Below are 12,115 nucleotides of genomic sequence, written 5' to 3'. Positions count from 1 at the left end.
CGGAAAGCATCGGAGGACAGTCATGAACACGACAGTCGAACCCACGCAGCGCAAGACCGTGGTGGTCGTCGGCCACGGCATGGTCGGGCACCGGTTCGTGGAGGCGCTGCGCTCCCGCGACGAGGCCGGGCGCTGGCAGATCGTGGTGCTGAGCGAGGAGTCGCAGGCCGCCTACGATCGCGTCGGCCTGTCGTCCTACGTCGGCGCCTGGGAGAAGAGCGCGCTCGCCCTGCCCGGCAACGAATACGCCGGCGACGTGCTGGTGGATCTGCGTCTCGGCGTGCGCGCCGACGAGATCGACCGCGCCGCCCGCAAGGTGACCACCTCCTCCGGTGACGTGATCGGTTACGACGCACTGGTTCTCGCGACCGGATCGTATGCCTTCGTGCCGCCGGTACCGGGCCACGACCGCCCCGAATGTTTCGTCTACCGCACCCTCGAGGACCTCGACGGCATCCGCGCCGCGGCGCAGAACGCGGGCCCCGGTGCGGTCGGTGTCGTCGTCGGCGGTGGCCTCCTCGGTCTGGAGGCGGCGAATGCCCTGCGGCTCATGGGAATGACGCCGCACGTCGTCGAGTTCGCGCCGCGGCTGATGCCGGTGCAGGTCGACGAGGGTGGCGGCGCGATCCTCGAGAAGCTGGTCACCGATCTGGGCCTGCACGTGCACACGGGGGTCGGCACCTCGGCCATCGAACCCGCCGAAGACGGCGCGGGCCTGCGGGTTTCGCTGTCCGACGACTCGGTGATCGACGCCTCGCTGGTGGTGTTCTCCGCCGGTGTGCGCCCGCGCGATCAGATCGCCCGCGATGCCGGACTCGAGATCGGGCCGCGCGGTGGTGCGCTCACCGACCTCGGCATGCTCACCTCCGACCCCAACATCTACGCCGTCGGCGAGGTCGCGGCCGTGGAGGGCACCTGCTACGGCCTGGTCGCTCCCGGTTACACCACCGCCGAGATCGTCGCTGACCGGCTGCTCGGCGGCGCGGGCGAATTCCCGGGCGCCGATCTGTCGACCAAGCTGAAGCTGCTCGGTGTGGACGTGGCCAGCTTCGGTGACGCCCACGCCACTACCGAGGGCGCGCTGTCGGTGGTGCTGCACGACGCAGCCAAGGGCACCTACGCCAAGCTGGTGATCTCCGACGACGCCAAGACGCTGCTGGGCGGCATCCTGGTCGGCGACGCCTCGCAGTACGCGGCGCTGCGCCCGCTGGTCGGCAGCGAACTGCCCGCCGAACCGGCCGCGCTCATCTCGCCCGCGGGCGCCGAACTGGGCGCGGACGCACTGCCCGACGAGGCGCAGATCTGCTCCTGCAACAACGTGTCCAAAGGGGCCATCGTCGGAGCTATTCACGAAGGCGCCTGCGATATCGCCGGCGTCAAGAGCTGCACCTCCGCCGGAACCTCCTGCGGCGGTTGCGTTCCCATGATCAAGAAGTTGCTCGAGCAGTCCGGCGTGGAGATGTCGAAGGCGCTGTGCGAGCACTTCACCCCGTCACGGTCCGAACTGTTCCAGATCGTGCAGGTGACCGGCATCCGCACCTTCTCGGAACTGATCGCCAAGCACGGCACCGGAATCGGCTGCGATATCTGCAAGCCGACCGTCGCCTCCATCCTGGCCTCCACCTCGAGCGACCACATCCTCGACGGCGAACAGTCCGCGCTGCAGGACACCAACGACCACTTCCTGGCCAACCTGCAGAAGAACGGCACCTATTCGGTGGTGCCGCGGATGCCCGGCGGTGAGGTGACGCCCGAGCAGCTGATCGAAATCGGGCAGATCGCCAAGGATTTCGGCCTCTACGTCAAGGTCACCGGCGGTCAGCGCATCGACCTGTTCGGCGCGCGGGTCGAGCAGTTGCCGCAGATCTGGCAGCGACTGGTCGACAAGGGGATGGAATCCGGCCACGCCTACGGCAAATCGTTGCGCACTGTGAAGAGCTGCGTGGGTTCCACCTGGTGCCGCTACGGCCAGCAGGATTCGGTCGGCATGGCGGTGCTGCTGGAGAAGCGCTACCGCGGGCTGCGCTCGCCGCACAAGCTGAAGCTGGCGGTCTCGGGCTGTGCCCGCGAATGCGCCGAGGCGCGCGGTAAGGATGTCGGCGTCATCGCCACCGAGAACGGCTGGAACCTCTATGTCGGCGGCAACGGCGGCCTGACTCCCAAGCACGCGGTGCTGCTGGCCGGCGACCTCGACGACGAGACGTTGATCCGCTACATCGACCGCTATCTGATGTTCTACATCCGCACCGCCGACCGGCTGCAGCGCACCGCGCCGTGGCAGGAGTCACTCGAGGGCGGCATCGAACACGTGAAGCAGGTCGTGTGCGAGGACTCCCTCGGCATCGCCGCCGAACTGGAGGAGAGCATGGCCCGCCACGTGGCCGGCTACAAGGACGAATGGGCCGCGGTACTGGAGGATCCCGCGAAGCTCTCGCGCTTCGTCACCTTCGTCAACGCGCCCGAGGAGGCCGATCCGACAATCGCCTTCGACGAGAGCGGGGAGCGCAAGACGCCGGTTCTGCTCGGCCTGCCCGACGTGCCCGGAGGCGGCAGCCCGCGTAACCACGGAGGGCACCGGGCGGGCCGCGATGGACACGGTATGCCCGAACTTCCCGCCATGCCGGCCGCAACTGCCACGCCCGGGAAATAGCCACGTAATCGTGCGGAAACAGGACACCGGTACCTATTAGGTAAGGCGTTCGGAGGAGATTACCGATGACCGTTATCGACACACCGGGCTTCGCACCGGCAACCACCACCGGCTGGACCTCGGCCTGCCGGCTCGATTATCTGATCCCCGGCCGCGGCGTGGCGGTGCTACTGAGAGGCGGACGGCAGGCCGCGCTCTTCCTGCTGCCCGACGGCACGCTGTATGCCGTCGGCAATATCGATCCGTTCGGGCGGGCGGCAGTCATGTCGCGCGGCATCGTCGGTGACCGCGCCGGTGTGCCGGTCGTCGCGTCGCCGCTGCTGAAGCAGGCGTTCTCCCTGCTGGACGGCCATTGCCTCGAGGACGACTCGGTCGCACTGCCCGTCTACGGCGTGCGCGTCGTCGACGGGGTCGTCGCGGTGTCCAACGAACCGGTGCAGTACGGCGGTACGCCGTGAGCGAAGCGCGACCCACCGAATTGAAACCCCTGGACGGCTTCACCATCGGTGTGACGGCCGCCCGCCGGGCCGACGAACTGGCCACGCTGTTGAGTCGCCGAGGCGCGAATATCGTGTCCGCCCCGGCGATTCGCATCATCCCGCTGTCCGACGACACCGAGCTGGAGCGGGTCACCCGGCAGTTGGTCGCCGATCCGCCGCAGATCGCCGTCGCCACCACGGGCATCGGTTTCCGCGGCTGGATGGAGGCGGCCGAAGGCTGGGGTCTGGCCGAAAACCTCCGGGAGACATTGGCTTCCACGCGGATGCTGGCCCGTGGTCCCAAGGCCAAGGGAGCGATCCGCGCCGCCGAATTGCGCGAGGAATGGTCGCCGGCCTCCGAATCGTCGGCCGAGGTGCTCGATCACCTGCTGGCGGCGGGTGTCGAGGGAGTGCGCATCGCGGTGCAGTTGCACGGTGCGACCACCGAATGGGAACCGGTACCCGACTTCTGTGAAGTACTGCGTTGCGCCGGAGCCGATGTCGTGCCGGTGCCGGTGTACCGCTGGGTGCCACCGGACGACCGCGTGCCGATGGACCGCCTGATCGAGGGTGTGGTCACCTCGGCACTGGATTGCGTCACGTTCACCAGCGCGCCCGCGGTGGCCTCGATGTTGATGCGAGCCAAGGAAACCGGGCTGCTCGAGGGCGTCCTGCAGGCGATGCGTTCCCGGGTGCTGCCGGCGTGTGTCGGCCCGATCACCGCCGCGCCGCTCGAGGAACTCGGGGTGCCGACGTCCATGCCGGGCCGGGCGCGGCTCGGGGCGCTGGCCCGCCATGTCGCCGAGGAACTTCCCCGGCGCGCCAATCGAATTCACGCCGCCGGGCACGAATTGAGCGTGCGCGGCGGCTGTGTCGTGGTCGACGGTTCGGTGCGCCAGCTCGCTCCCGCGCCGATGGCGTTGATGCGGGCACTGGCCCGCCAGCCCGGCCGGGTGGTGTCGCGGGAGGATCTGCTGGCGGCGCTGCCCGGCGGCGGTGACGACACCCATGCGGTGGAGACCGGAATCGCGCGACTGCGTGCGGGTCTCGGTACACCGAAGGCGATTCAGACGGTGGTGAAGCGGGGTTACCGGCTCGCCCTCGACCCCGCCGAATGCGTCGACAACAACAACCGCCCGCCGGTGGGGTACGCCCCGTCGCTGCGTCCGCAGCGACCCACGCCCATGGCGGGGGTCTGGTGAGCGCCCCCGCGCTGGTGCTGGTGGCGCACGGCACCCGCAGTGCCACAGGGGTGCGGATGATCGCCGCGGTGGCCGACGCGATGCGTGTGGAACTGGGGCGTGCCGGTGCCGACGTGCCGGTACGGACCGCCTTCGTCGACGTGCTCGGCCCCACACCCGCCGAGGTGCTGCGCGAGCTGAACGGTGTTCCGGCCGTGGTGGTTCCGGCCTTCCTCGCCTCCGGATACCACGTCTACCAGGATGTCCCACGCGAGGTGCGCGACAGCGGACATCCGGATGTGGTGGTGACCCCCGCGATGGGCCCGGACCCGATGCTGGCCCGGGTGATGCGGATGCGGTTGCACGAGGCCGGGATGCGTCCCGGCGATGCGGTGGTCTTCGCGGCGGCCGGATCCTCCGACGCGCGTGCGCGCCACGATGTGCGGCGGGCGACGGCCATGCTGGCGGAGGAGCTGGGCGTCGCGGTTCGCACGGCCCATATCGCCACCGGTGAGCCACGGGTGCCGGAAGTCGTTGCCGCGCTGCGAGAATCCGGCGCGCGGCGGGTGTTCGTCGGCTCGTACCTCTTGGCACAAGGACTGTTCCAGCAACGCTTGCACGAGGCGGGTGCCGACGGAGTCGCCGAACCGCTGGGTGCGCATCCAGCGGTGGTGCGCCTGCTGGTCGGCCGATACCGCGCCGCGGCGGCCGAATTCCTCACCACCGCGGCCTGATTCGTCGACCGCCCGATTCCTGTCCGATCGGACGTCGGCGCATGCTCGAGTGCATGCCGGAGTCCGAGTCCTCGGAGAAAGGCTGTCGCTGGTGGGTCCGCCTCGTACTCGACGGACCGCCCGAGTGACCACTGTGGCCGGTGTGGTGACCGGTCGCAGTGGTCACGGCGTACGAGTCAGGCGCGCGGGACGACCGTCAGGTCGCCGTTGATCACCGTGTTGGTCATCTCGCGGGCGAGCATATTGTGCGGGAATCCGGGTTCGACGGCACTGGCCGCGTCCAGTCGAGCCAGGTGTGCCGCATCGAATTCCACATCCAGCGCGCCCAGGTTGTCGCTGAGCTGCGCGGGGGTGCGGGCGCCGATGATGGGGGCGGTCACCGCCGGATTCCGCAGCGTCCACGCCAGTGCGGTCTGCGCCGGCGTCCGGTCCAGTTCCGCCGCGACCTCCTTCACCACTTCGGCGATCGCCAGGCCCCGCGCGGTCAGCGAACCGTTGGCCAGCGCGACGTTCTTGCGGCTGCCCTCCGGCGATCCCGCCGCCGAGGTGTCCAGATCGGCCGCGCTGTACTTGCCGGTCAGCACACCGCTGCCGAGCGGCGACCACGGAATCACCCCGAGCCCCAGTTCCCGCGCCATCGGGAACAGGTCGTGTTCCACGGTGCGTTCGATCAGGCTGTATTCCACCTGCAGCGCCACCAGCGGAGACCAGCCGCGCAGGTCGGCGATGGTCTGCATGCGGGCCACCTGCCAGGCCGGGGTGTCGGAGATTGCGACGTAGAGCACCTTGCCCTGCCGGACCAAGTCGTCCATCCCGCGCAGCACCTCCTCGACCGGCGTGGTGAAGTCCCAGGCGTGCAGGTACAGCAGATCGATGTAGTCGGTGTTCAGATTGCGCAGGCTGGCCTCGACCGAGGCGAACATCGACTTGCGGTTGTTGCCACCGGAGTTCGGGTCACCGGGCCGCCGCAGCATGGTGTATTTCGTTGCCAGGACCAGGCTTTCGCGATTGTCGCGCGTGAATTCGCCGAGCAGCCGCTCGGAACTGCCGTTGGTGTAGACGCTCGCGGTATCGATGAAATTGCCGCCGCGCGAGACGTAGTCGTCGAACAGTTTGCGCGCCTCGTCGCGCTCGGCGCCCCAGCCCCAGTCGGCCCCGAAGGTCATGGTGCCCAGCGCGAGCGGGGAGACCCGCAGCCCGGACCGGCCGAGCAGCCGATAGGTGTCGAGAGTGAGCGCCATATCTTCCTCCTGTGTGGATTCGATCTCGACGGCAAGTCTGCGCGGCCGGGACGGGCGCGGTAAGGGAAGGTTTTTCCTGGGATCGCCGGTACCAGCCTCGTCGTAGGATCGACAGCGATGACCGGCACCGTGGTAGCGACACAGGAACTGGGGGCCTTTCTGCGCACCCGGCGCGAACGACTGGATCCGAGTGATTTCGGCCTGCCGCTGCGCCGCCGTTCCCGCCGCACCCCGGGCCTGCGCCGGGAGGAGGTCGCCGATCTGGCCGGTGTGAGCACCGACTACATCGTGCGGCTGGAACAGGGGCGCGGACTGCGGCCCTCGCCGGAGGTGCTCGACGCGCTCGCGCAGGCCCTGCGCCTGGCTCCCGACGAACGCATGTACCTGTTCGATCTGGCCAGGCAGCGGCCACCGGACGACGGCAAGCCTGCGACCACGGCCTCACCGGAGCTGGCCCGGCTGGTCGCGGATCTGGCGCCGCTCCCGGCGATGGTGCTCAACCACCGCTACGACATCCTGGCCTGGAACCGCCAGATGTCGCGGCTGCTACTCGATTTCGACACGCTGCCGCCCCGGCATCGCAACTCCATGTGGCTGTGCCTGCTCTATCCGGGGATGGGCAATTTCTACGCCGACCGCGAACGAACCGTGCGCGAGGGCATCGCGGGGCTGCGCGCCGCCTGGGCCGCCCACCCGGACGATCGCGTCCTGGCCGACCTCATCGACGAATTCCGGAGGGGCAGTGCCGAATTCGCCGAACTGTGGGAGCGCAGAGATGTGCGGGTGCAGGGCCGGGGCCGCAAGACGATGCACCACCCTCGGGTGGGTGCGGTCACCGTCGCCTACGAAGCGCTGATGCCGCTGCAGGATCCCGATCAGCGGCTGATCATCTACCGCGCCGCCGACGAATCGAGTCAGGCGGCGCTGGATCGGCTCGCCGCCGAGTAGGACCGGCGAAAAAAGTCCGGGAAGATTCGCGAACTGTGTCGAATGTGCGGGATCGGCCTCGACCAGGGGTGACAGCGAGTTGGACACACACCCCAGGAGCGATCATGACCGACATCAGCACCTTCCTCTGGTTCGACACTGCCGCCGAGGAAGCCGCCCGGTTCTACACCGAGCACATCCCCGGCGCCCGCATCACCGGCATCACTCGCAACCCCGACGGATCGGCCTTCATCGTGCAGGTCGACCTGGCCGGACACGCGCTCACGCTGATGAACGGCGGACCCGGCCACCCCTTCACCGATGCGGCGTCCATTCAGTTGGTGGTCGACGGGCAGGACGAGGTGGACCGGCTGTGGGCGGCTCTGACCGTGGGTGGCAAGCCGGGGCCGTGCGGCTGGCTGACCGATCGCTACGGCCTGTCGTGGCAGGTCGTGCCGGCCGAACTGCCGGCGTTGATGGGTGGCGAGCACGCGGCGGCGGCCGGCGCCGCGCTGCAGACCATGTCGAAGATCGATATCGCCGCGATCCGGGACGCCGTCGCCGCCGGCTGACCGGCTCCGCGCACGTCACCGCCGGGACCCTTCCCAGCGGTGGCGAGCGGCCGCGCGCGAAGATAGCCCGGCGGATGCGGACCGCGGGTGCCGGAACCGCGAAGGTCGCCGCGTGCGGGCAGAGGCTTCCGGCGAACACACCTGCCGAGTGTGCTGCGGAGACCGCGACACGGTGGAATACTCCGCGTATGCACCGGCTCCCGCGCTGTTTTGCTGTCCTGTTCGCCGCGTTCGCCTCGATTGCCGCGATTGTGCCCGCGGTCGCCTCGGCGGATCCCGGCGCGCCCGCCATCGTCGACGTCCATCCGCTGGGCGGTCGCCAATATTCGGTGGTGGTCTATTCCCCGGCGATGAACAAGCAGATCACCGTGTGGATGTCGCATCCGGATTTCGCGGCGCCGGCGCTGTATCTGCTCAACGCCGTCGACGGCGGTGAGGACGGCGGGCCGTGGACCAACCGCACCGACGTCGCGCAATTCTTCGCCGACAAACCGGTGAACGTGATCGTCCCCATGGGTGGGCGCGCCAGCTACTACACCGACTGGAAGTCCGACGATCCGGTGCTGGGCCGCAACGAATGGACGACGTTCCTGACCCGGGAGCTGCCGCCGCTGCTGAACTCACGGTTCCAGATGACGGGCCGCAATGCCGTCGCGGGCACCTCGATGTCGGCGACCTCGGCACTCGATCTGGCCATCGGGGCGCCCGGCGTGTACCAGGCGGTCGGCGCCTACAGCGGATGTCCGCTGACCAACGGCCCGATTCCGCAGGCGTACGTGTATTCGCAGCTCGGAGTCTTCGGGGCGAATGCCGGCAATATGTGGGGGATACCCGGTGATCCGGACTGGGCCGCTCACGATCCGGTGGTGAACGCCGATCGGTTGCGCGGAACGGCCCTCTACATCTCCTCGGGCAACGGGGTGCCCGGCGTGCACGACACCCTCGCCGATCCCTCGATCGGCGGCAACGCGGGCGCGCTGGCCAACCGGGTCGCGGTCGGCGGCGTGATGGAGAGCGTCGTCGACTCCTGCACCGGGCAGCTCACCGGTCGCCTTGCCGCCCTGGGCATTCCGGCGACCGTCGTGCACCGCAACGGCACCCACGCGTGGGTGTACTGGCAGGACGATCTGCACGACTCGTGGTCGGTCTTCGCCCCGGCGCTGGGAGTGTAGGCCGGATTCCGGTCAGCCGGCCGTCTCCACGGGATCGGATGTGGTGCGGCGAGCCCGGTCGTGTTCCCAATACGCGCGCAGAGCGGCGATGCGGCCGTCGGCGTCCACCCGGTAGGTGAACACCCCGTCGACCTCGACCGTGACGTCCAGGCGCACGCTGGTGATGGTGCCGACGAAAGCTACCTCGGCGCCGCAGGCGTAGGAGTCGCGCATCCGGAACGCGATATCGCTCTCGGCGATGGCGGTATCCCAGAACGCGGCGATCGCATCGCGGCCGCGGTGACCGTTCCCGGCGGGATCGTACGGCGATCGGCCGATCGGGTCCTCCACCACCGCGTCCGAGGCGAACAGATTCAGCCAGGTGGCGCGATCCTTGGTGCGGACGGCGTGCTGGGACGCCAGTCCCGCCGCGCGAGCCGGATGGTCGGCCATATCTCTCCTATCGGCAGGCGGCGACGACAGTCTCGCCGTAGCGGGTGATCGCGTCGACCTTCTCGGCGAGACCCCGGGTATCCGGCGCGCCGTCGTGGACGCTGCGGAATCCGACGATCACATCGGTGACGCCCGAGGCGGCCAGATCCGCGATGCCCGCGGTGTCGAAGGGGTCGCGCGCTACCACGTGAACCTGGAATTCGGAGGTCCGCGCCGATTCGGATGCTTCGTATTCCGAACGCAATTCGGCGAGGCGGCGCAGGAGCGTGGCCAGTTCCTCGGGTGTCCCGCCCGCGTGCATCCACCCGTCGCCGCGACGCACCGCGCGTCGCAGCGCGGCCTCGCTGTGCCCGCCGACGAGGATCGGAATCGACGTGGTGGGAACCGGATTGATCTCCACGGCGGGTAGGTCGTACACCTGGCCGTGATAGGCGAATTCACCGCCGCCGCACAAGCCGCGCACGATATCGATACCTTCGTCCAGTCGTGCGCCGCGCCGCTCGAACGGCACGCCCATCATGGCGAAATCCTGTGGCCACGGGCTGATTCCGACTCCCAGCGAGAGGCGGTTGCCGCTCAGCACCGCCAGCGTCGCGGCCTGTTTGGCCACCAGCACGGGCGGGCGCACCGGCAGTTTCAGCACGAACGGTGTGACGCGCAGCGTGGTTGTGGCCGTGGCGATCGCGGTGGCGGCGATCATCGGTTCGGCAAAGGGCTTGCCGCGCAGAAACTCTCGTCGCCCGTCGGCGGTATAGGGGTAGCGCGGGTCACCGTCGCGCGGATAGGCCAGGCTGTCCGCCAGGCAGACGCCGGTGAAGCCGGCCTGTTCCGCGGCCCGCGCGAGGTCGACCCAGTGCGCGGGGTCCCCGCCGGCCTCGGCGAAATGGAAACGCATGACCGCCATGGTGGCCGCCGGCCGCCGGATGGGGGGCCGGCGGCCCGGTCAGCGGCCGTCCGCGACGACTCAGCGGGCCGGCGGGTTGACCCGCCCCCCGTTCAGCGTCCCACCTGCCGGCGATAGGTCACCTTGTCGAATTCGCGGCCGTACTCGTCGACGGCCACCACGTCCATCTCGCTGGCGAAGAATCCCGGGCGCACGTCGACCCGGATGAACGAGTAGTTGCGGAACCGCACCCGCGACCAGGGCGCGGCCTCGTCCTGTTTGCTGCCCGCCGGCGTCCACACGTAGCTGTTGGGCACCGTGGTGTCGGGCACCTCGTGGCCCCGGTAGGTCTCCGGTGAGCCGGGCTGGAAGCCGTAGCGGGGACGTCCGCCGCCGCCCACCGTGTAGTAGACGGTGCCGTCCGCGTCCGGGTAGACGATCGAATTGTCGCCCGCCGCCTTGGTCGGGCGGCCGCCGCGGATCGGGTCGGTGCGCTCGAAGATGTGGTTGTGCCCCTGGAGCACCAAGTCGACCTGGTAGCGGTCGAACAGCGCGCACCAGGCATCACGCAGGCCACCGTCGCTGGCATGGGAGTCGGTGGTCGAGTAGGCGCAGTGGTGGAAGAAGCAGACGATGAAGTCGATATTCGGATTCGCGCGGTACTCCGCGAGGGTTCGTTCCACCCAACTGGTCTGGGCGCCACCCGAGTAACCGGTGTTGGCCTTGATCTCGTAGGAGACGTCGTTGGCGTCCAGCGACAGCACCGCCACATTGCCGTAGGTGAACGAGTACGCCGACGGGCAGCCCGCGGGCCCGTTGCCCGGCAGGTCCAGCCGGGCGAGGTGTCCGCCGTATCCGTGGGTGCCGTAGGCGGCCTCCATGTCGTGGTTGCCGGTGGCGAACATCCACGGCGTGGTCGAGGCGCTGGATTCGATGGCGCCGAAATACACGTCCCACACGTACGGATTGAACTTGTCGAATCCGTCGGGCAGTTTGTCGCCGGCGGCGACGTACCGCGGCTTCTTCCCCGCGCCCGACGGGTCGGCGTAGGCGATATCACCCGCCAGCACATGGAAATCCGGTTGGCAGGCCACGATCTGACGCATCACGTTGTCCGCGTGCGGGACCGCGGGGTCGTTGTCGGGCTTGTAGTACTTGTCGTCGTAGTCGCCGGGAGCGACGCCCGCCGGCTGGGCGGGCGTGTCGTCGGTGCCCTGATCGCCCATCATGGTGAACCGGAAGGGCAGTACCGCATTGCGCACGCTCGGCATGGCGGTCGACGCGGCACGGATGTCACCGACGAATCCGTCGGAGGTGCGCCACCGGTAGAAGTGTGGCAGCCGTCCGGGCAGGCCGTCGACCGGCGCGTGCACGTAGAACTGTTCGGCGGCGAGGACGCCGCTGTCGCTCGTGGGGATCTGGGTCACCAGATCGCGCACCTCCGCCTCGACGCTCGCGCCGAGCGCCGGGGTCGGGCCGTGATCGAGGAAGACCTTGGTGCCGCTGGGATTACGCGACAGCTGCGCGGCGAAGCGCAACTGGCTGGCGGCGTCGGGGCCGTAGCCGACATGGCGGCCGCCCACCGCGAGCTGCGCCTGATCGGCATAGGCCCGCCCCGCGAACGGTGAGGTGCCGACGGCGGCCACCGCGGCGGCCGCGGCCGAACCGCGCAGGAAGTTCCGCCGCGACACCGCATGCCGCCGCAGATATCCCCGATGCCATTCGTGCTGTTCGGCCATCGTCATGGTGGCGGCCAACTGCTCGGGGATTCCGGTATCGAGGATGTCACCGGCTGGATTCAAGCGATTCCGCATGAGGTTGGATGCTGGTCCAACCATCGGACC

At 69.1% G+C, this 12,115-nt stretch carries 11 protein-coding genes; 7 read left to right on the top strand and 4 right to left on the bottom strand.

The genetic code is table 11. The features are described from left to right. Positions 1-22: 22 nt before the first annotated feature. The 4 genes from nirB to NE2_RS30105 all read left to right on the top strand — a co-directional run bounded on the left by nirB (position 23) and on the right by NE2_RS30105 (position 5,044). On the top strand, positions 23-2,650 hold the full coding sequence (gene nirB, locus NE2_RS30120; RefSeq protein WP_063031578.1) for a nitrite reductase large subunit NirB: 2,628 nt from the start codon (positions 23-25) through the stop codon (positions 2,648-2,650). A gap of 65 nt (positions 2,651-2,715) precedes the next feature. Further along, positions 2,716-3,108 carry a nitrite reductase small subunit NirD gene (gene nirD, locus NE2_RS30115; RefSeq protein WP_030515983.1) on the top strand — a complete coding sequence of 131 codons (393 nt, stop codon included), beginning with the start codon at positions 2,716-2,718 and terminating at the stop codon, positions 3,106-3,108. After that, entirely contained in the window at positions 3,105-4,331 is a 1,227-nt protein-coding gene (locus NE2_RS30110; protein ID WP_233429919.1) for a uroporphyrinogen-III synthase, read from the top strand. Before nirD ends, NE2_RS30110 begins: the two co-directional genes overlap by 4 nt. Further along, positions 4,328-5,044, top strand: a complete 717-nt coding sequence (locus NE2_RS30105; RefSeq protein WP_063031576.1) for a sirohydrochlorin chelatase — start codon at positions 4,328-4,330, stop codon at positions 5,042-5,044. Before NE2_RS30110 ends, NE2_RS30105 begins: the two co-directional genes overlap by 4 nt. A 176-nt stretch (positions 5,045-5,220) precedes the next feature. Here the strand turns inward: NE2_RS30105 and NE2_RS30100 are convergent, their stop codons facing one another. Then, positions 5,221-6,285, bottom strand: a complete 1,065-nt coding sequence (locus tag NE2_RS30100) for an aldo/keto reductase (protein WP_063031574.1) — start codon at positions 6,283-6,285, stop codon at positions 5,221-5,223. Positions 6,286-6,402: 117 nt separating this feature from the next. Between NE2_RS30100 and NE2_RS30095 the strand changes: the two genes are divergently transcribed. From NE2_RS30095 to NE2_RS30085, 3 genes are all read left to right on the top strand, one after another. Further along, a complete protein-coding gene (locus NE2_RS30095) occupies positions 6,403-7,233 on the top strand; it encodes a helix-turn-helix domain-containing protein (protein WP_063031572.1) in 831 nt (276 codons plus the stop codon). 104 nt (positions 7,234-7,337) lie between these two features. Further along, positions 7,338-7,784 (top strand): VOC family protein, encoded by a 447-nt coding sequence (locus NE2_RS30090; RefSeq protein WP_063031570.1) that lies wholly within the window; start codon positions 7,338-7,340, stop codon positions 7,782-7,784. A 188-nt stretch (positions 7,785-7,972) separates the two neighbouring features. Continuing rightward, positions 7,973-8,956 carry an alpha/beta hydrolase gene (locus NE2_RS30085; RefSeq protein WP_063031568.1) on the top strand — a complete coding sequence of 328 codons (984 nt, stop codon included), beginning with the start codon at positions 7,973-7,975 and terminating at the stop codon, positions 8,954-8,956. Positions 8,957-8,968: 12 nt separating this feature from the next. Here the strand turns inward: NE2_RS30085 and NE2_RS30080 are convergent, their stop codons facing one another. From NE2_RS30080 to NE2_RS30070, 3 genes are all read right to left on the bottom strand, one after another. Further along, positions 8,969-9,388 carry a nuclear transport factor 2 family protein gene (locus tag NE2_RS30080; protein WP_063031566.1) on the bottom strand — a complete coding sequence of 140 codons (420 nt, stop codon included), beginning with the start codon at positions 9,386-9,388 and terminating at the stop codon, positions 8,969-8,971. A 7-nt stretch (positions 9,389-9,395) separates the two neighbouring features. Beyond that, on the bottom strand, positions 9,396-10,283 hold the full coding sequence (locus NE2_RS30075) for a TIGR03619 family F420-dependent LLM class oxidoreductase (RefSeq protein ID WP_063031593.1): 888 nt from the start codon (positions 10,281-10,283) through the stop codon (positions 9,396-9,398). Positions 10,284-10,384: 101 nt separating this feature from the next. Then, positions 10,385-12,085 (bottom strand): metallophosphoesterase family protein, encoded by a 1,701-nt coding sequence (locus NE2_RS30070; RefSeq protein WP_084494426.1) that lies wholly within the window; start codon positions 12,083-12,085, stop codon positions 10,385-10,387. Positions 12,086-12,115: the final 30 nt, after the last annotated feature.

Source organism: Nocardia elegans NBRC 108235 (assembly GCF_001612845.1).
Classification (GTDB): domain Bacteria; phylum Actinomycetota; class Actinomycetes; order Mycobacteriales; family Mycobacteriaceae; genus Nocardia; species Nocardia nova.
This window is presented reverse-complemented; position numbering and strand designations above follow the sequence as displayed.

Bases quoted from the DNA above. Each gene is read 5' to 3' on its own strand.
- NE2_RS30095 (WP_063031572.1), top strand. From the start codon at position 6,403: ATGACCGGCACCGTGGTAGCGACACAGGAACTGGGGGCCTTTCTGCGC.
- NE2_RS30090 (WP_063031570.1), top strand. From the start codon at position 7,338: ATGACCGACATCAGCACCTTCCTCTGGTTCGACACTGCCGCCGAGGAA.
- NE2_RS30085 (WP_063031568.1), top strand. From the start codon at position 7,973: ATGCACCGGCTCCCGCGCTGTTTTGCTGTCCTGTTCGCCGCGTTCGCC.
- NE2_RS30075 (WP_063031593.1), bottom strand. From the start codon at position 10,283: ATGCGTTTCCATTTCGCCGAGGCCGGCGGGGACCCCGCGCACTGGGTC.
- nirB (WP_063031578.1), top strand. From the start codon at position 23: ATGAACACGACAGTCGAACCCACGCAGCGCAAGACCGTGGTGGTCGTC.
- NE2_RS30070 (WP_084494426.1), bottom strand. From the start codon at position 12,085: ATGCGGAATCGCTTGAATCCAGCCGGTGACATCCTCGATACCGGAATC.
- NE2_RS30080 (WP_063031566.1), bottom strand. From the start codon at position 9,388: ATGGCCGACCATCCGGCTCGCGCGGCGGGACTGGCGTCCCAGCACGCC.
- nirD (WP_030515983.1), top strand. From the start codon at position 2,716: ATGACCGTTATCGACACACCGGGCTTCGCACCGGCAACCACCACCGGC.
- NE2_RS30100 (WP_063031574.1), bottom strand. From the start codon at position 6,285: ATGGCGCTCACTCTCGACACCTATCGGCTGCTCGGCCGGTCCGGGCTG.